Origin of the sequence: Streptomyces sp. Ag109_O5-10, from assembly GCF_900105755.1 — a bacterium.
Classification (GTDB): domain Bacteria; phylum Actinomycetota; class Actinomycetes; order Streptomycetales; family Streptomycetaceae; genus Streptomyces.
The window spans coordinates 8313264-8330913 of record NZ_FNTQ01000001.1 but is presented as its reverse complement, the minus strand read 5'-3'; the positions used below and the strand labels follow the sequence as shown (position 1 = coordinate 8330913).

Annotated in this window: 15 protein-coding genes and 1 pseudogene; 6 read left to right on the top strand and 10 right to left on the bottom strand. The window is 72.2% G+C overall.

Annotated features, from left to right (window positions below; translation table 11 throughout):
• Window positions 1–65 precede the first annotated feature (65 nt).
• Complete coding sequence (locus BLW82_RS37960; RefSeq protein ID WP_093508482.1) at window positions 66–1076, bottom strand: zinc-binding alcohol dehydrogenase family protein; 1011 nt, start codon at window positions 1074–1076, stop codon at window positions 66–68.
• A gap of 396 nt (window positions 1077–1472) precedes the next feature.
• Here BLW82_RS37960 and BLW82_RS45865 point away from each other — a divergent pair.
• Window positions 1473–1589, top strand: a pseudogene (locus BLW82_RS45865) (winged helix-turn-helix transcriptional regulator); the annotation flags it as partial.
• A gap of 148 nt (window positions 1590–1737) precedes the next feature.
• Here the strand turns inward: BLW82_RS45865 and BLW82_RS37950 are convergent.
• Window positions 1738–2724, bottom strand: a complete 987-nt coding sequence (locus BLW82_RS37950; RefSeq protein ID WP_093506301.1) for a helix-turn-helix transcriptional regulator — start codon at window positions 2722–2724, stop codon at window positions 1738–1740.
• 94 nt (window positions 2725–2818) lie between these two features.
• Between BLW82_RS37950 and BLW82_RS37945 the strand changes: the two genes are divergently transcribed.
• Window positions 2819–3217 (top strand): VOC family protein, encoded by a 399-nt coding sequence (locus BLW82_RS37945; RefSeq protein ID WP_093506299.1) that lies wholly within the window; start codon window positions 2819–2821, stop codon window positions 3215–3217.
• Between the two features lie 16 nt (window positions 3218–3233).
• Here BLW82_RS37945 and BLW82_RS37940 read toward each other — a convergent pair whose 3' ends face one another.
• A complete protein-coding gene (locus BLW82_RS37940; RefSeq protein WP_093506297.1) occupies window positions 3234–3752 on the bottom strand; it encodes a P-loop NTPase family protein in 519 nt (172 codons plus the stop codon).
• A 122-nt stretch (window positions 3753–3874) separates the two neighbouring features.
• On the opposite strand from BLW82_RS37940, the gene BLW82_RS37935 reads away from it, so the two are divergent.
• Together BLW82_RS37935 and BLW82_RS37930 are read left to right on the top strand one after the other, a co-directional pair.
• The gene (locus BLW82_RS37935; RefSeq protein WP_093506295.1) at window positions 3875–4642 is read left to right on the top strand and encodes a hypothetical protein; all 768 of its coding nucleotides are present in this window, start codon (window positions 3875–3877) and stop codon (window positions 4640–4642) included.
• A gap of 39 nt (window positions 4643–4681) precedes the next feature.
• Complete coding sequence (locus BLW82_RS37930; protein ID WP_093506293.1) at window positions 4682–5887, top strand: cytochrome P450 family protein; 1206 nt, start codon at window positions 4682–4684, stop codon at window positions 5885–5887.
• An 81-nt stretch (window positions 5888–5968) separates the two neighbouring features.
• Here BLW82_RS37930 and sbnA read toward each other — a convergent pair whose 3' ends face one another.
• The 7 genes from sbnA to BLW82_RS37895 all read right to left on the bottom strand — a co-directional run bounded on the left by sbnA (window position 5969) and on the right by BLW82_RS37895 (window position 16195).
• On the bottom strand, window positions 5969–7060 hold the full coding sequence (gene sbnA / locus BLW82_RS37925; protein ID WP_093506291.1) for a 2,3-diaminopropionate biosynthesis protein SbnA: 1092 nt from the start codon (window positions 7058–7060) through the stop codon (window positions 5969–5971).
• A gap of 36 nt (window positions 7061–7096) precedes the next feature.
• Window positions 7097–8167 (bottom strand): 2,3-diaminopropionate biosynthesis protein SbnB, encoded by a 1071-nt coding sequence (gene sbnB / locus BLW82_RS37920; protein WP_093506289.1) that lies wholly within the window; start codon window positions 8165–8167, stop codon window positions 7097–7099.
• A complete protein-coding gene (locus tag BLW82_RS37915; RefSeq protein ID WP_093506287.1) occupies window positions 8164–9168 on the bottom strand; it encodes a TauD/TfdA family dioxygenase in 1005 nt (334 codons plus the stop codon). The genes sbnB and BLW82_RS37915 overlap by 4 nt, the downstream gene beginning before the upstream one ends.
• Window positions 9169–9206: 38 nt before the next feature.
• Window positions 9207–12479: a non-ribosomal peptide synthetase gene (locus BLW82_RS37910; RefSeq protein WP_093506285.1), complete on the bottom strand. Its 3273-nt coding sequence runs from the start codon at window positions 12477–12479 to the stop codon at window positions 9207–9209.
• 13 nt (window positions 12480–12492) lie between these two features.
• Window positions 12493–14964, bottom strand: a complete 2472-nt coding sequence (locus tag BLW82_RS37905) for a Pls/PosA family non-ribosomal peptide synthetase (protein WP_256216255.1) — start codon at window positions 14962–14964, stop codon at window positions 12493–12495.
• A gap of 428 nt (window positions 14965–15392) precedes the next feature.
• The gene (locus BLW82_RS37900) at window positions 15393–15674 is read right to left on the bottom strand and encodes a hypothetical protein (RefSeq protein WP_256216086.1); all 282 of its coding nucleotides are present in this window, start codon (window positions 15672–15674) and stop codon (window positions 15393–15395) included.
• A gap of 80 nt (window positions 15675–15754) precedes the next feature.
• Entirely contained in the window at window positions 15755–16195 is a 441-nt protein-coding gene (locus BLW82_RS37895) for an ATP-binding protein (RefSeq protein WP_093506281.1), read from the bottom strand.
• Window positions 16196–16480: 285 nt separating this feature from the next.
• Here BLW82_RS37895 and BLW82_RS37890 point away from each other — a divergent pair, with 285 nt between their 5' ends.
• Window positions 16481–17356, top strand: coding sequence for a helix-turn-helix domain-containing protein (locus tag BLW82_RS37890; RefSeq protein WP_093506279.1), 876 nt, complete (start codon window positions 16481–16483; stop codon window positions 17354–17356).
• Window positions 17353–17625, top strand: a complete 273-nt coding sequence (locus BLW82_RS37885) for a DUF397 domain-containing protein (protein WP_093506277.1) — start codon at window positions 17353–17355, stop codon at window positions 17623–17625. The genes BLW82_RS37890 and BLW82_RS37885 overlap by 4 nt, the downstream gene beginning before the upstream one ends.
• Window positions 17626–17650 lie beyond the last annotated feature (25 nt).

Genomic DNA, 17650 nt, shown 5'->3' with positions numbered 1-17650 from the left:
CACCGCGGCGCCGCGCAGCACGCCCCGCCGCCCCGGGGTTGTCCCGGTCTGCTTGTTCAGGTCCGTCAGAAGCCGGTGAGCGTGGTCTTTCCGATGGCGGAGCCGGCCTCCTGGAGGCGGTGGGCCGCGCGGAGGTTGGCGGCGTTGATCGGGCCCAGGTCGCGGGTGGCCGTGGTGGTGAGAATGCCGGTGTCGACCAGCCGGGCGACCTGGGTGAGGATGTGGTGCTGCATGCTCTGGTCGGCCGTACGGAACATCGACCGCGTGAACATGAACTCCCAGTGGAAGGAGATGCTCTTCGGCTTGAGCACGCCGATGGGCAGCGTCTCGAAGTCGTCGATGGCGACGATCCGGCCGAAGGGGGTGAGCGACTCGGCGTACGCGGTCAGGTTGCGTTCGGTCCCGGTGGTGCTGAAAACGAAGTCGATGCCGTTCGGGGCCACTTCGGCCAGCTGTGCGGCCAGTGGCCGGTGGTGGTCGACGAGGTGGTGGGCACCCATGCGGCGCGCGAAGTCGACGCTCTCGGGGCGCGACGCCGTGCCGATGACGGTGAGGCTGGTCAGGGCGCAGGCCATTTGCGTGGTGATCGAGCCCACGCCGCCCGCGGCCGCGGTGACCAGCAGGGCACCGGTCTGCTCCAGGGCGCCCGTGCGCAGGCCGAGCCGCTCGAACAGTCCCTCCCACGCGGTGAGGGAGGTCAGCGGCAGCGCGGCGGCCTCGGTGAAGGAGAGGGTGGAGGGCTTGCGGGCGACGATGCGCTCGTCGACCACGTGGTAGCGGGAGTTGGCGCCCGGCCGGTCCACCGCGCCGGCGTAGTACACCTCGTCGCCCAACGAGAAGAGCTCCACCTCGCCGCCGACGGCGACGACGGTCCCGGCGGCGTCCCAGCCGAGCACCTTCGGCTCGCCGCCCGGGTCGGCGCTCTGCCGGATCTTGTAGTCCACCGGGTTGACGGCGATCGCCTCGACGCGCACCAGCAGGTCGCGGGGTCCCGGCTCCGGGGTGGGCAGGGTGACGTCGACCAGGCTCTCGGCGTCCTCGACGGGCAGCGACTTGCGGTAGGCGACCGCGGGCATCGTCGCGGGGATGTCGTACGTGGCGTTCATGGTGGTCCGGCCTTTCCATGGGTGCGTGTTCCGGGAGCCGCGGACGACGCCGCTCCGGTCCAGGTGCGTCGGCAGAACGCGGCCGCGCCGACGGCACCCGCGGGCAGGCGGTCCGTGCCTGCGGCCACGTCCGCGCCAGTACGAAACGGATCGTGGTTACCCGCAAGGGCCCATGGTTCCTGTTGGGTGCCATTGCTGCATGCCGACCACGGCTGACCTGGGCGACGACCCGAAGAGCGTCTGTCTTGCCGCCCGCCTCTGCCGCGACATGCTGGATCCGCCCGCCGACAAGTGGAGCGCCTCGCCCTGGGCGCGCCGGAGGAGGGTCCCCGGCGCTTCGGGGGCCTGCGCGCGCGGCTGCAGGGGATGAGCCCGAAGGTTCTCACCCGGACGCTGCGCCGTCTGGAGGACCACGGCCTGGCGCACCGCGAGATCTGCCCGGAGGTCCCGCCCCGCGTCGAGTACCGCCTGACCCCGCTCGGCGAGGACGTCTGCCGCCCGCCGGCCCACTTGCGCACCTGGGTGGAGGACACCATCGAGCGATCCCGGCGTCCCGCCGACCCGGCGGGCCGGACCTGGTGGACGGCGGTCTCCGGCGCGGGTCCTGACCGCTGCGGGCGCCCGCCCGCCGTCAGGTTCGACGGGCGCAGGACGCGAGGCGGTCGGCGAGGGCGGCGACGAGGTCGCGCAGTTGGCCGGGACGCTCGACGACGAACGGCCGGTCCAGTGCGGCGAGGACCGGAGGCAGCCAGTCGAGCCGCTCCGCCCGCAGCTCGACCCGCAGCCAGCGCTCGGCCGCCGGGTCCCGGTCGGCCGCGGGTTCGTGTTCCTCCAGGGTCGCGACGGCGGCGGGCAGCCGGGCCCGGATCTGCTCGGGCGTCCCGTGGATCCGCAGGGTCACCTCGTGCCGGTACCCGGCCGTGGCGAACCCGGACAGCACGCGCTCCGCGGGACCGGGACCCTCGGGTGCCTCGAAGGAGCCGGGCAGGGTCCGCGCGTCCGCGATGCGGTCGAGCCGGAAGGTCCGGTCCGCACCGGCCGAGGCGTCCCTGCCGGTAACGTACCAACGGCCCGCGTGGGCGACGATCCCGTACGCGTGCAGGATGCGCTCGCTGCGCCGTCCGTCGCGGTCGGTGTAGCGGATCGAGACCGGCCGGCGGTGGCGTACCGCGTCGGCGACGGTGAGCAGGACCCCGGCGTCCGGGGTGTCGAACTCGCCGGGCCGGTCCGTGAAGGCGAGGGCCTCCAGGAGGGTGTCGAGGCGGCGCGCGAGGTGCCTGGGCAGCACCCGCCGGATCTTCGCCGCCGCCGTCTCGCTCGCCGTGAGCTCTGTCGTCAGCCCGGCCCGGCGGCCGGCGACCAGGCCGAGCAGGACGGCCAGCGCCTCGTCGTCGCCGAGCATGAGCGGCGGCAGGCGGTACCCGGGGGCGAGCCGGTACCCGCCGTAGCGGCCGCGCACCGACTCCACGGGCACGTCGAGTTCGATCAGCTGGTCCACGTACCGCCGTACGGTGCGCCCTTCGACGCCGAGCCGGTCGGCGAGTTCGGCCACGGTCCGGGTGCCGCCCGACTGCAGCAGTTCCAGGAGGGTCAGCACACGGCCGGTGGGTCGGGACATGGACACAATCTAGCGCGAATACCGGACCGATTCTGTCCACTATTTCTCCTAGCCTGCGTGGTGTCAGGCTTCAAGCACAGCCAAGGGAGATCCCATGGACTTCGTCTCGATCCGCATCATCACCGGCGACGTGGCACGCCTCGTCGAGTTCTACGAGCGAGCCACCGGGGCTCGGGCGACGTGGGCCACGGAGGACTTCGCGGAGCTCAGGACGGCCGGCGCGACCCTCGCGATCGCCGGCACCCGCACCGTCCCGCTGTTCGCCCCGGGCTCCGCCCGCCCGGCGGCGAACCACAGCGTGATCACCGAGTTCCTCGTCGACGACGTGGACCGCGTCCACCGGGATCTGAAGGGCTTCGTCACCGACTTCGTCACCGAGCCCACCACGATGCCGTGGGGCAACCGGTCGCTGCTGTTCCGCGACCCCGACGGCAACCTCGTCAACTTCTTCACCCCCGTCACCCCGGCGGCCGTCGCGAAGTTCGGGCGCTGACGCCTCGGCCGTGGCCTCAGAGGGCGGCCAGCCAGGCCGCCGTGTCGTCGGGGTGCGCGAAGCGGTGGGTGTCGAGAGGGGCGAAACGGGGATCCCCGACCCGGCGCCCGATCTCGCGGCTTCGCGGGCCGTGCTGGGACCAGGCCCACCAGGCCGGGTGCTCCCGTCTCAGCCACCCCGACCAGGTCTCCCTGTTGCCGCCGAAGAGGGCCTCGCGTGTGACGGTCCGCCGGACGGAGCGGCGCAGCACACGGGGCATGACGACGCGCCTGGGGTAGTCCAGCCAGACCACGGTGTCGGCCCGGTCCCAGAGCAGGTCACGGACTTCCGGATAGCCGAGTGAGTCGATGATCCAGCGCGGCCCTGCGGTGAGCCGGGCCACGTCCGCGGACAGTTCGCCGTTGACGGCCCAGCCGGGGCCGTTGAAGTACAGGGCGTCCATCTCGAGGTAGGGCAGGCCCAGACGACCGCTCAGGGCCCGGGCGAGCGTGGACTTGCCCGCTCCGGTGACACCCACCACCAAGATCCGTTCCATCGGTGCACCCTATCCCGCGGCCCTCAGCCTGGGCTCCCCTGAGTACGGCTACTCATGCCGCCGCGCGGCCGGGCGGGGACGATGGGCCGTACCGGCGGGCGGGAGACGGGGGGACAGGGGTCATGGGCAGGTTTCTCGGAGCGGTGGCGGCCGTCGTCGCGGCGGCCGCGGCGTTGATCGTCGCGTACGTGGCGGGGGCGCCGGCCGCCGTGGTGTTCGCCGTGGGCGCGGGAGTGCTGAGCCTGCTGTGGCTGCTGCTCCTGCTCACCCTGCCCTGGAACCTGTACTTCCGGGCGCATGCGGTGCTCGCGGAGATCGCGGTCAGCCGGGAGAAGGGCATGACGGTCCCGGCGGCCCGGGACGCCGAGGCCGCGCGCATCGCCCGCGCGATGCTCCGGGCGGCGGTCGCGGGGCACCTCGTGACGGCCGCGGTCCTGATCGCGGTCACTTGGGCGACGGGCGAGTTCACGGGGTACTGGTTCGCCGCGTTCTTCCTGCTCAGCACCTTCTTCCGGCCGGCCGGAGCCTACTTCGGCCAGCTCCGCAGGCGCCTGGGCAGCCTCCTCAAGGACGTCACGTATCCGCGGGACGACGTCGTCGAACTGCACGCCCGGCTGGACCGCGCCGAGACCGGGTCGCGGGTCCTGGAGGAGAAGGCGGCGGAACAGTACCGGGCCCTGGCCGACCTCCGGCGCACCGTCGACGCGTTGGCCCAGCGCCACGACGAACGGGCCGAGGCGGCGGACCGCCGGATGGTGGCGCTGGGCAGGCAGTTCGAGTCCACGGTGAACCGGCTCACCGACAACCAGGAACTCATCGCGGGCGTCAAGGCGTTCCTGCGGCTGCTGCGGTCCGGCGACGCCGCCGACGGCACCCCGGCCGCCGGGTGACCGGCCGCTGTTCCCGCCCGCACTGTCTAGGGTTGGAGCATGGACGCCAGTACAACACCTCCCGCTCCGGCCGCCGTTGACCCCGCGGAGCTGCTCACCGACCCGTACGCCGGGTACGCCCGGCTGCGGGAGGCCGGGCCCGTGCACCGGGTCGCCGGCACCGACGGGCTGCCGGCCTGGCTGGTGACGCGGTACGAGGACGTACGGCAGGCCCTGGCCGACCCGCGGCTCTCCCTCGACAAGGCCCACGCCAAGCCCGGTGGTTATCGCGGGCTCGCGCTGCCGCCCGCGCTCGACGCCAACCTGCTGAACATGGACCCGCCGGACCACACCCGCGTCCGGCGCCTGGTGTCCCGGGCGTTCACGCCCCGCCGTGTCGCCCTGCTGCGCGAACCCGTCCGGGTGACCGCCGGCGCGCTGCTCGACGCGATGGCGCCCCTCGGCCGTACCGACCTGATCGCCGCCTACGCGGCGCCGCTGCCCGTCGCCGTGATCTGCGAGCTGCTGGGCGTACCCGAGGAGGACCGGCCGGACTTCCGGTCCTGGACCGACGCGCTCGTCGTCCCGGACCCCGCCCGCCCCGGGCGGGCGAAGGAGGCCGTCGGGGCGCTGCTGGCCTTCTTCGCCGGGCTGCTCGCCCGCAAGCGTGCCGAGCCCGCCGACGACCTGCTCTCCGCCATGATCGCCGTGCGGGACGAGGAGGACCGGCTCAGCGAGGACGAGTTGATGTCGCTGGCCTTCCTCATCCTGTTCGCCGGGTACGAGAACACCGTCCATCTGATCGGCAACGCCACGCTGGCCCTGCTGGAGAACCCCGGGCAGTTGGCCGCGCTGCGCGCGGATCCGGCCCGGATCGGTCCGGCCGTGGAGGAACTGGTCCGCTACGACGGGCCGGCGCCGCTCGCCATCCGCCGCTTCCCGACCGAGGACGTCGTCATCGGCGGGGTCACCGTCCCGGCGGGCGAGACGGTGCTGCTGTCCCTGGCGGCGGCCCACCGCGACCCGCGCCGCTTCCCCGAGCCCGACCGGCTCGACCTCGCCCGCGACGCCACCGGGCACCTGGGCCTCGGCCACGGCATCCACTACTGCCTGGGCGCGCCGCTGGCCCGGCTGGAGACCGAGATCGCCCTCGGCGCGCTCCTCGCACGCTTCCCCCGGCTCGAACTCGACGTCCCGGCCGACCGGTTGGAGTGGCGTCCGACGATGCGCACCCGCGGGCTGCGCGCCCTGCCCGTGCGCTACTGAGCGGGCCGGCCGACATGCGGCGGCCCCCCGGGTACCGCCGCGTGGGCGTCTCCGGGGGGCCGCTGCCGGCGTGCTCCGCCGTCAGGTGCTGGTGCGCCGGCGGGCCGGTGCACGGGAGGCCGACTTGGGCTCCCGGGGCAGCGGCTTCGTCGGCGCGGTGCCCCTGGCGTCGAGCACCTGGTTGTCGTCCGCGGTGCGGGGCACCAGGTCGCCGTCCTCGGTGGCCAGCACCTGGTCGCCGTAGAGGTCGTGCAGCCAGTTGGTCTGGTAGATGGTGTCGAGGTAGCGCTCGCCGAGGTCCGGTGCGATGGCGACCGCGGTGAGGTCGCGGGCGTCGTGCCGGGTCAGCCAGTCGGTCGCGCCGCTGACCACGGTCCCGGTGGAGCCTCCGAAGAGGAAGCCGTGCCGGGCCAGGCGGTGGCACATCCGGATGGTGTCCGGCTCCTCCACCTGGATCACCTCGTCGACGAAGGACTCGTCGAGCAGCGGCGGGCGCATGCTCATGCCGAGGCCCGGGATCATCCGGCGGCCCGGCTCGCCGCCGAACGCCACCGAACCGGCCGCGTCCACCGCGACGATCCGCACCGGCCGGTGCCACTCGCGGAAGTAACGGGCGCAGCCCATCAGGGTTCCGGTGGTGCCGGCCCCGACGAACAGCACGTCGAGTTCCGGGAACCGGCGGGCTATCTCCGGGCCGGTGGTGCGGTAGTGCGCCGTCCAGTTGCCCACGTTGGTGTACTGGCTGAGCCACACGTACCGGTCGTCCGACTTGCACAGCGAGCGGACGTACTCGATCCGGGTGCCCAGGAACCCGCCGTTGGAGTCCTGGTCGGCCACGATGTGCACCTCGCTGCCGAGCGCCTCCATCAGGAGCCTGGTCGACAGGTTGCAACGGGAGTCCGTCACGCACAGGAACCGGTAACCCTTGCTCGCGGCGATCATGCTGAGCGCGACGCCGAGGTTGCCGGAGGAGGACTCGACCAGGACGGAGTCCGCTTTCAGGATTCCGTCCCGCTCGGCGTTCTCCACCATCTCGTTGGCGGCCTTCAGTTTGATGGATCCGGCGAAGTTGAAGGCCTCGCACTTCAGGTAGAGCGGGTGTCCGCAGATCGACTCCAGGTCGACGTAGAGGTCGCCCTCGTTGAAGGCGTAGGGAGCGGAGATGACAGGCACGGCGGGCCTCCTGGTGCCGGGCCGAGGACGACGGCCTCAGCCGTAGCGGCGCAGTTCGTGGAAGAAGTCATCGATGAGACTGAGGTCCCCGGCCCGGGACACCTCGTCGTAGACGTACTTGCCGACGGCGAGGTCGAGGACGCCGAGTCCGAAGGGCGAGAAGATCACCGGGCGGTCGGGCGGCGGGGCGGCCCGGCCGGCCATGACGTCGCCGAGGGTTCCGTTGAGGAAGTCACGGTTCCCGGTGAGCTGTTCGACCAGGTGGGGTGACGTGTCGGCCTTCAGGCAGTGGTCGACGTCGTCGACGAAGTTGGCCGCGCCCATGAGGACCTCGGGGGCGAGGTCGCGCAGGGACACGTGCAGGACCAGCGGGTTGTGGGTGAACCAGGCCGGGTCCGTGACGTGGGGCTGTCCCGCGATGGTGGCGAAGACCACCAGGTCGCTGCCGCGGACCAGGTCCTCGGCGCTGTCGTGGACGGTGATCCGCGCGCCGGTGCCGGTCTGTTCCAGGTAGCCGCGGAAGCCTCCGGCGCTGTCGGCGGACAGGTCGTGCACGCCGATCTCGTCGAAGTCCCAGCCGCTGCCGGCCAGGAAGGTGTGGATGTAGCGGGCGATCAGGCCGGTGCCGAAGAAGCCGACCCGGCGGGGGCGGGTGCGGTTGCGGCTGAGCCAGTCGGCGGCCAGGGCGGCGGAGGCCGCGGTCCTGGTGGCGCTGATGATCGAGCTCTCCAGGCAGGCGAACGGGTAGCCGGTGTCGTGGTCGTTGAGGATCAGCACCGCGGAGGCCCGTGGCAGCCCGGAGCCCACGTTCTCCGGGAAGCTGGAGATCCACTTCAGGCCGTCCACCTGGACCGTCCCGCCGAGGGAGGCGGGCAGCGCGATGATCCGCGAGGTCGGCCGGTCCTCGAAGCGCAGGAAGTACGACGGCGGGTTGACCGAGTCCCCGGCGTCGTGCAGCCGGTAGACGGTCTCGACCAGCTCCACGAGTTCCTTCTCGCGGCCGCTCAGGGCGCGTTGCACCCGCTCACCGGTGATCACCGCGAAGGTCGGCGCGGATCCGCGCCCGGGCCGGGCCGCCCGGGCGGCCGTGGACAGTACGTCGGTCATCGCTCGCTCGCCTCCACGGCCGGGCAGTCCTCGGCCGGCCGAACGGGTTCGCCCATGCCGACGAGCACCTGCCGCTCACCGGTGAAGGCCTCTCTGCTGTGCGCGGTGCGGATGTTGTCCACGAGCAGCAGGTCACCCTGGTGCCAGGGCTCGCGCCGGGTGTGTGCCTCGTAGGTGCTGTTGATCAGCCGGACGACGTCCTCGCCGACCGGACTGCCGTCGCCGTGGCGGGTGTTGAACGGCAGCCCGTCGGCCCCGTAGACGTCCACCAGGTACTCGCGGACCTCGGGGGCGAGGGTCCACTCGTTGAGGAAGGCGATCTGGTTGAACCAGCAGCGGCGGCCGGTGACCGGGTGCCGGACGACGGCGTTGCGGCGCTGTTCGGTGCGCAGGGTGCCGTCGGGCTGCCAGGTGAAGTCGATGGCGTTGGCCCGGCAGTAGCGCTCGATCCCGGCGCGGTCGGCGGTGCCGAACGACTCCGCGAGGCCGGCGCCGATCTCGTCGTTGTAGGTGCGGGTCAGGATCCAGCCCTCCCGCTCGAACCGTTCGACGAGCCCGGCGGGCAGCGCTTGCAGCACCTCTTCGGCGTCGGCCACCGCCGTCGCCCCGCCCTCCTCGGGCGCGGTACGGCAGGCGAACAGCATCAGTCCGGGCACCTGGAGCTGGTAACTCAGCTCGTGGTGCATGCACATGGGCTGGTTGGCCGGCCAGGGCGTGGACGCGTACACGCCGGGCAGGTGGGCTTCACGGGGAGCGAAGGCCTCCCGCTCCGTCATGAGCTCCCCGGCCAGCTGTCCGAAGACGGCACCGACCTGGGCGGTGTCGCGCAGTCCGAGGCCGCGGACGACCAGGGCCCCGTGCTCGGTGACCTGGGCGCGCAGCGCCTCGCGGTGCTCGGCCGCCCACTTCGGGGGGTCGTCGGGGGGATCGACGCACAGCAGGGCCGGCTTGTCCGGCCGCAGCTCCACGTCGAGCGGTGATGCCAGGGAGGAGAACGGCATCTCGGTTCCTTTCGGTCGCCCGCCTGGGGTGTGACGGGTCAGGAGGAGGCGAGGGGGAGGACGGTGGTCAGGACGGCCTGCGCGGCCTCGGTGGGGCGAGTGCGCAGGAAGTGGTGGCCGCCGTCGGCGAGTTCGTGCAACTCGACGCGGTCGGCAAGGAGCTGCCAGTCCCGGTGCAGCCGGTCGTGGCCGGCGGTGTGCGGGTCGTCGGCGGCGACGACCACCGAGACCGGGGCGGACAGCTTGGCGGACGGCGGGGCTTCCAGGGCCGCGCCGAAGTAGCGGTGGGCCGCGGCGCAGTCGTGCCGGTAGGCGGCGGCGATGTGGGCGGCGTGCCGCGGGTTCAGCTCGGCGAGTTCGGGGTGGCCGCCGTCCGCGGCCAGGCGGCCCGCGATGTCGGCGTCGCTCAGGTGTGCCAGCTCGGTGGCGGCGGTGCGCCGTTCGGCGGCGGTGCCGAGCAGGTGCGCGGCAAGGAAGAGCCGTTCCACGGGTACGCCCCGCCGCTGGAGCCTCCTGGCCGTCTCGACGGCCGGTGCGGTCCCCGAGGAGTGGCCCCAGAGCAGGACCCGGGTCAGACCGCGTGCCGTGATCTCGGCGGCGACCTGCTCGGCCACCTCCTCGACGGACGCGAACGGCTCGGGGGGTTCGGCCAGGTTGTGGCCGGGCAGGTCCACGGCGAGGACCGCGAGGCCGCTGCCCGCGAGCGCGCCCGCCATCGGCTGGTAGTTGACCGCGTTGCCGCCCGCGTACGGGAAGCAGACCAGGGCGCTCCCGGGGGTGCCGCTCCCCTCCGCCAGGGTCAGCAGCAGCTCCGGGCGCTGCCGGGCCGGGCCGTCGAGGAGGGCGGCGAGGTCGGCGAGGACCGGGTGCCGGGTGATGTCCTTCAGGGACACCGCGCGGTCGAGGGCGAGGCTGAGTCTGACCGCCGTCAGGGAAGTGCCGCCGGAGTCGAAGAAGTGGTCGGTGCGGCCGATCTGGTCCACCGGCACCCCCAGCAGTTCGGCCCAGGCGGTGGCCACTCTCCGCTCGGTCGCGCCGAGTTCAGCCGCGCCGGCCCGGTGCGGCTCGCCGGCCGCCCGCTGTGCCTCGCCGACGGGGGCGGCTTCGGCCAGCCTGGTGAGGGCCTTCTTGTCGATCTTGCCGTTGGCGGTCAGCGGCAGGCTGTCCTGCCGGTGGAAGGCCGAGGGCACCATGTAGGCGGGCAGTGTCGCGCCGAGCGCCTCGCGCACGGCCTGCGGGTCCTGCCGGTCGCCGGAGTAGAAGGCGATGAGCTGCTTGCCGCCGCCGGTCCGCTCGGCGACGACCACCGCGCCGTCCCGTACGCCGGCCACCCGCAGCAGGCAGTTCTCGATCTCGCCGATCTCGATCCGGAACCCGCGGATCTTGACCTGGCTGTCCCGGCGGCCGAGGAACTCCAGCTTGCCGCCGGGGTGCCAGCGCCCCCAGTCGCCGCCCAGGTAGAGGCGTTCGCCCGGCCGGTACGGGTCGGTGCGGTACGCCTCCCGGGTGCGCTCGGGGTCGTTGACGTATCCGCGGCCCACGCAGACGCCGGAGAAGGCGATGAGTCCGGGGGCGCCCAGCGGTACCGGTGCCAGGTGCTCGTCGACGACGTGGACGCGGACGTTGTTGACGGGCCGCCCGAGCAGCACCCGGTCGGGCACCTCCGTCAGGAGTTCGTGGTTGGTGTCGTCGGACGTCTCGGTCAGGCCGTAGGCGTTGAGCAGGCCGATGCCCGGCTGGACCGCCAGCCAGCGCTGGACCAGTTCGCGTTTCAGCGCCTCGCCGGTCACCGACACGTACCGCAGGTCCGGCAGGGTGCGCGGGTGCTGCTCCAGGTAGGAGACCACGACTTCCAGGTACGACGGCACGAGTTGGGCCACGCCGACCCGGCCGCGTTCCAGGGTGTCGGTGAACCGGGCCACGTCCGTGATGGCGTCCTGCTCGACCAGCAGGGTCCGCCCGCCCGTCAGCAACGGGGCGAGGAGCTGCCACAGGGAGATGTCGAAGCACTGCGGGGCGGTCTGCGCGACCACCGTCCCGGCGCCGATCTCCAGGTCGTCGATCTTGGCGTGGAGGTGGTTGAGCATGCCCGCGTGCTCGCACATCGCGCCCTTGGGCTCGCCGGTGGAGCCGGAGGTGAAGTAGATGTAGGCGAGTTGACCGGCGTCGACGCCGATCCGGGGGTCGTCGTCGGCGTGCGGTTCGGCGTACGCCGTGTCGAACGGCAGCTTCTCGACGTCCGGCAGTCCGGCCAGCGCCCCGTCCAGGGTGGCGGTGCTGCCGGGCTCGGCCAGGGCGAGCCGGCATCCGGCCCGGGACAGGGTGGCCTCGATGCGGCCGGCCGGGAAATGCGGTTCGATCGGCAGGTACACGCCGCCCGCCTTGAACACCGCCAGCACCGCCGCCAGCCAGTCGAGGGTGCGCTCGGAGACGACGGCGACCACGTCCTCCCGGCCCAGGCCCCGGGCCAGCAGGGCGCGGGCCAGCCGGTTGGCGCGGCGGTTGAGTTCGTCGTACGTCCACTCCCGCGTGCCGTGCACGGCCGCCACGGCCTGCGGGTGCGCCCGCACCCGCTGTTCGAACAGTTCGTGCGCGCGGGCGTCCGGCAGGGGGCGGTGCGGCCCGGCCAGGCCTTCCAGCTGCTCGTAGCGTTCCTCTGCGGAGAGCAGGCTCTGCCGGGTGTGGTCGGCATCGGGGTCCGCGGTGAGCAGCCGCAGCGCGGTGAGGTGGTAGCCGCCGATGCGGGCGGCGGCCTCGGCGTCCAGGACGTCGGTGCGGTACCGCACGTGCAGCGTCAGCCGGCCGTCCCGGTCGGACCAGCGCACGTCCAGGACACACCCGTCGGCGTGGGCCGCCTGGACTCCGAATCGGCCCCAGGCGATTTCGTACGGGGGCTCGGTCAGGCCGAGTTCGCCTCGCAGCTTCGCCACCGGGTGGTCCCGGTGGGCCGAGACCTCGGTCTCGGCGTGGGCGGCGGCCGTGAGCAGGTCGGACCAGTTCCCCGGAGGGACGGACACCCGGCAGGGCAGCGGCTCGCCGCCGGCGTCGGTGACCAGGCCCGTGACCACGTCCGGCTCGCCGGAGAGCGCGGCCAGCACCTTGAGGTGGGCGGCCAGCAGCAGCACGTCGGCCGGCAGGCCCCGCAGGACCGCCGCCTGGCGCACCGCCCGCGTCACGTCGTCCGGCACCGGTGTCCGGTGTCCGGCCGTTCCCGGCGCCGGTTCCCGGACCCAGCGGGGCACGGCGGTGGCACCGCCGGCGGTCAGTGTCCGGGTCCAGAACTCCCGGTCCGTCTCCACGCGCGTTCCCATCGAATGACCTTCCTCAGCTCACGGTCGCCGTGGCGGCGTCGGCTGCTGTCGTGGCCCGGGCGACGCCTGCGGACCGGCTGCCGCCGTCCGGCATGTCCACCGCGGGATTGCCGCCCCACCGGGCGTTCGGGGGGACTTCCTCGCCCTTCATGAGGAAGGAGTCGGGTGCGAGCACCGCGCCGTCGCCCATGGTCACGCCGTAGTGCACATGCGCGGAGACGCCCAGCGTGCAGCCGGCGCCGATCGTGGTGACGTCGGACTTGAAGGTGCCGTCCTCCTGCGAGTGGCACTGGATCTTGCTGCCGGCGTTGAGGGTGCAGTCGTCGCCGATGGTGGCGAGGGTCCGCTCGGTCAGGTAGCAGCCGTCGTCGAACACCCTGCGGCCGATGCGCACTCCCAGCAGCCGCCAGACCAGGCTCTTGAACGGGGTTCCGTTGAAGATGTTGAGGAAGTGGTCCGGGACCTTCCACAGCCGTTCGTGCCACCAGAAGTACGGGTCGTAGATGGAGCACAGCCGGGGGCGCAGCGCGCGGAACGAGGCGAGGCAGCGCTCCACCAGGACGAAGTAGGCGGCGGAGAAGGCGAGCGTGAGCGCGAAGTAGCCTGCTATGACCACCTGTCCGACCACGCCGTACAGGTCCACGGAGGCGAGGCCGAAGAGGGTGAGCGCGAAGGTGTGCAGCCAGCGCACGAACAGCATCAGTGCCATCGAGCGGAGGTTGTAGCGGTTCTTCGCGGCCAGCCGGCGGCGGAACGTCTCGCCGGTCCGGAGATGGTCGAAGCTCGCGTCGCGGTCCACCGAGCGGGGGATCTCGAAGCAGGGTGAGCCGAGCAGCCCGACGCCTTCCCGGATCTCGCCGTCGATGGGCACCATCACCTTGGTCGCGAGCAGGCAGTTCTCGCCGGTCCTGGCGCCCGACGGGTAGGCGATGTTGTTGCCCAGGAAGTTGTGCGCGCCGATCGACGCCCGGGAGAGCCGGAAGGACGTGCTGGAGAAGTCGGCGTTCAGGACGGAGAGGCCGTCGGCCACCATCGTCCCGCTGCCGACGCTGACCAGCAGGGGTGTCTCGTGCTGCACCTCGGTGCCGAAGTTCGACCCGGTCTGCTCGACCCGCGACAGGTCGTATCCGATCCCGCGGAGGTAGCCCACGATGTAGGAGCTGTCGCCGAAGAGCCAGGCGAAGAACCTGACGTTCGTCATGCGGGCCGTGGTCCGCTGCAGCGCGTAGTGGAACCCGTAGAGCGGGTACACCTTGTCGGGCTTGACCAGGAGGCCCACCAGGCGCGGCAGGGTACACAGGGCCGCGAGTCCGAGGACGAGGAACCCGAAGAACAGTACGGCGGAGACCAGCAGCGCGTCGGGGAGCAGTTCCGACCAGCCGAGCGCGGCGGTGGACGAGTCGAGCCGCTCGCCGATCAGCGGTACTTCGGTGAACAGCATGTAGGCGCCGCCGACGGCCAGCGGGATGTACAGGAAGAGCAGCTGAAGCAGTGTGCCGAGGCCGAACCAGGCGCGGCGCAGGGTGCCGCAGTCGGCCGGGGCGATCCGGATGTAGTCGGTCCTGGTGGGTTCCGCGGGGGATCCGTGCCAGCGTTCGCCGTCCGGGACCGCCTGGCCCCGGTGCAGGGCGGAGGAGTGGCCGAGCTGGGCGCCGTCGCCGACGGAGGTGTCGATGTCCAGGACGGTCTTCTCGCCGACGAAGGCGTTCGTGCCGAGGGTGATGCGGCCGGTCTGGATGTGCCCGGCGTGCGCCCGGTAGCCGAGGAAGAAGGAGTCCTTGCGAATCACCGTGCCCGCGCCGACGGTCAGCAGGTCGGTGCAGACGGGCACGGAGTGGGAGAGGATCGTGACGCCCTTGCCGATGCGGGCGCCCAGGGCCCGCAGGTAGAGCACGTACAGCGGGGTCCCGGTGAGGAAGACCATCGGGTTCGCGTGCAGCAGCGCCTTGACGAGCCAGAACCGCAGATAGGTCAGGCCCCAGACGGGGAACTCGCGGGGGCGCCAGCGGCCGACGAGCAGCCATTTCGCGACGATGGGGAAGGCGCACAGCGCCACGAACGCGCCGCCTCCGAAGAGCACCGACCGCACATAGACGTCGGTCAGTCCCTTGCCGGTGGCGATCCACTCGTATCCCGTGGCGGTGACGTATCCGGAGAGCAGGGAGTAGCCCAGGAAGACGAGCAACTGGAGGGTTCCGCAGACCAGATGGTTCCACCGGGCGGGGCGCCGGCCCGGTGGCGGCGACGGTTCGGGCGGCTGCGGGGCGGGCACCGGATCGGCGGGGGCGGGGGCGGTCTCGCCGAGTGCCGCCGCCAGGCTCCGGATCGTGGGGTACCGGTAGATGTCCCGCATGGACGGCGAGGGCAGGTCGGCGGCCTTGCGTATTCGTGCGCAGAACTGGGCCATGACCAGGGAGTTCGCACCGAGGTCGGTGAAGAAGTGGCCGTCGACCGGGACGGTCTCGGCGTCGAGGAGGTCGGCCAGTGCCTGCGCGAGTCGCCGCTCGGTCTCCGCCCCCTGGGGCCGGTTCCGGTCAGGACGACGGCAGATTCATCCGGCTCCGAAACGACCTCGGAGGACTGTTCCACCATGCGATCTCCTGGAGAACGGGATGTTCCTGATCACGAACCGGCGGATTCAGTTTGTCCGGATAAGAGCAGTACCTGCCACTTGTCCCATGGGCTTGAGCGAGTGCCCCACATGAGCCGTCAGGCCCGCGTTCCCTTGGTTTCGCGCCCGGAAGAGGAGCGCGCGAATCACCCGAACGGCGGCCCCCCGGTCGGCGGCGCCCCGTGCGGGCACCGGCATCGGCCGGGGAGGAGGGACCCCGCGGGCGGTGGTCGTGGCCGGATCCGTGCCGCGCCGGCGGGAGTCCTCACCGGCGGCGCGTGGGCACGGACCCTCGGGCCGCGTCAGCCGTCGGCGCCGTCCGCCCCCGCGACAGCGGTCTCCAGCGCCGCGATGCCGACGAAGCGGCGCACGGCCTTCACGGGCATGTCGAGCCCCTCGGAGGCGGCGCGCTCGTCGCCGAAGACGTGGACCGCCTCGGCGACGGCGACGGCCAGTTCCGCTTCCGCCTTGCGGACCTTCACCTCGGCCTTGTCCACGGTGTCGACCACCGCCAGCTGGCGGCGCTGCTTCTCCTGAAGTCGCTGCTTACGGGAAGGCGTTCTGTCAGTGTTCTGCACAATCACGGCCAAGATCATATGCGGGCCGGTACACCCGCACGAAATCGGCAACTCCGGCCCGCGACAGCCTGGTTGGCCTCCCCCGCTCAGACCGTCAGCGTCGCCCACACCGCGTGGCCGCTGGTGAGCCTCGACCGGTCGACGCCCCAGGAGTCGGCGAGTTGCTCGACGAGCAGCAGCCCCCTGCCGCCCTCGTCGTCGGGGCCCGGGTCGCGCCGGGGCAGGCTGCGGCCGGAGTAGTCGTGGTCGTGGACCTCCAGCCGCACGCATCCGTCGCTGACGAGCCCCATCCCGCACAGGATCCGCACGCTCAGCGTGTGGATGACGGCGTTGGTGACCAGCTCGGACACCAGCAGCACCGCGTCCTCGCACACCTCGCGGGAGAGTCCCCATCCGGTGAGCCGGGCTCTCACGGAGCGACGGGCGACTCTGACGCTGGAGCGGTGCGAGGGCAGTTCGATCCAGTGCGCACGGTCGGGAGCGTCTACGTCTAACAGGTCGCGGGGGGTGGTCGCGTGGGGGGACACGATGGCTGCCTTCCGTAAGACGGGCGCGGCGGAGAGCGGGCGGAGCAGGCTGAGCAGGCAGAACGGGCGGAGCGGAGCGGCCGGGCGGGCAGGACTGGGCAACGGTCGCACGGGGCGCGTGACGTCGTCCGTGGTCCTGGCCGCGGTTACTCAAGTAATCATGCGCGCATGCAAGTTCAGGCTGCAACCGACTCCCTGATAATTTCAGCATGCCGGTTTCGGTCTGGCCGCTTCAGCAAGTGCCTGCCACACTCGACCGGGTGACAGTCCCTCAGGAGGTAGGGCGTGAGCGAAGGTCGTTCGAGCGCGGGGAGCACCAGTGCGCCCACCGTGCTGCGCATGATCCTGGGCCGCAGGCTCCAGGAGCGGCGGCAGGGAGCGGGCGTGTCACTGGAGGACGCGGCACGGGCGCTTCGGGTCACCCCTCTGACCATCCGCCGACTGGAGAAGGCGGAGGTGGCCCTCAAGCCCCTCTACGTGGAGAAACTGCTTGAGACCTACGGTGCCGACCGGGCGGAGCGGGACGAGTTCGTCGCCTTCGCCGAGCGGGCCAACGAACCCGGCTGGTGGCACACCTACCGGGACGTGCTGCCCACCTGGTTCAGCGCCTACGTGAGCCTGGAGACCGGCGCGACGACCCTGCGCACGTACGAGCCGCACTACGCCACGGGGCTGCTGCAGACCCGGGAGTACGCCCGCCACGTGCTCAGCGGCGGTTTCCCCGACGACAGCGACGAGGATCTGGAGCGTCGGGTGAACCTGCGGCTGCGCCGCCAGGCCCTGCTGGACGGCCCCGACGCGCCCACGCTGTGGGTGGTGATGGAGGAGGCCGTACTGCACCGGGTGGTCGGCGGGCCCGAGGTGATGCGGGAGCAGATCGAACGGCTGCTGGAGGCCTCGGAGCTGGCGCACGTCAGCGTCGACGTCGTCCCGTTCACCGCCGGCGCCCACGTGGGCGTGTGCGCCCCGTTCACCTACTTCCGCTTCGCGGAGCCCGAGCTTCCGGACGTCGTCTACACCGAGGTCCTGTCCGGTGCGATGTACCTGGACCAGCGCTCCGACGTCGTCGCCCACCTGGAGGCGCACAACCGCTTGTCCCTGCTCACTTCGGACGCGCAGAGCAGGGCGCTCCTGAACCGCATGCGCAAGGAGTACTCATGACCACCTTCGACGCCTGCTTCGACGGCGGTGTCCACGACGTGTACAACGGCATGCCCGCATCGGACCTGGGGGAACAGGGCTGGGAGTCGCCCTGGAGCGGCCCCAACGGCGGTCAGTGCGTACAGACGAAACAGCTCGCCGACGGCAGGATCGCCCTGCGGCAGTCGACGGATCCGGCCGGCCCCGCGCTGATCTACACCCCGGAGGAGATCACCGCGTTCGTCGCGGGGGTCAAACGGGGCCTCGCCGACCACCTCACCACCGGTTGACCACTCCCCCACGCTCCCCCCTCTT

What these genes read in the sequence shown, in the direction of transcription:
- BLW82_RS37960 (WP_093508482.1), bottom strand. Translation starts at nt 1,076, where the DNA reads ATGCCCGCGGTCGCCTACCGCAAGTCGCTGCCCGTCGAGGACGCCGAG.
- BLW82_RS37950 (WP_093506301.1), bottom strand. Translation starts at nt 2,724, where the DNA reads ATGTCCCGACCCACCGGCCGTGTGCTGACCCTCCTGGAACTGCTGCAG.
- BLW82_RS37945 (WP_093506299.1), top strand. Translation starts at nt 2,819, where the DNA reads ATGGACTTCGTCTCGATCCGCATCATCACCGGCGACGTGGCACGCCTC.
- BLW82_RS37940 (WP_093506297.1), bottom strand. Translation starts at nt 3,752, where the DNA reads ATGGAACGGATCTTGGTGGTGGGTGTCACCGGAGCGGGCAAGTCCACG.
- BLW82_RS37935 (WP_093506295.1), top strand. Translation starts at nt 3,875, where the DNA reads ATGGGCAGGTTTCTCGGAGCGGTGGCGGCCGTCGTCGCGGCGGCCGCG.
- BLW82_RS37930 (WP_093506293.1), top strand. Translation starts at nt 4,682, where the DNA reads ATGGACGCCAGTACAACACCTCCCGCTCCGGCCGCCGTTGACCCCGCG.
- sbnB (WP_093506289.1), bottom strand. Translation starts at nt 8,167, where the DNA reads ATGACCGACGTACTGTCCACGGCCGCCCGGGCGGCCCGGCCCGGGCGC.
- BLW82_RS37915 (WP_093506287.1), bottom strand. Translation starts at nt 9,168, where the DNA reads ATGCCGTTCTCCTCCCTGGCATCACCGCTCGACGTGGAGCTGCGGCCG.
- BLW82_RS37910 (WP_093506285.1), bottom strand. Translation starts at nt 12,479, where the DNA reads ATGGGAACGCGCGTGGAGACGGACCGGGAGTTCTGGACCCGGACACTG.
- BLW82_RS37885 (WP_093506277.1), top strand. Translation starts at nt 17,353, where the DNA reads ATGACCACCTTCGACGCCTGCTTCGACGGCGGTGTCCACGACGTGTAC.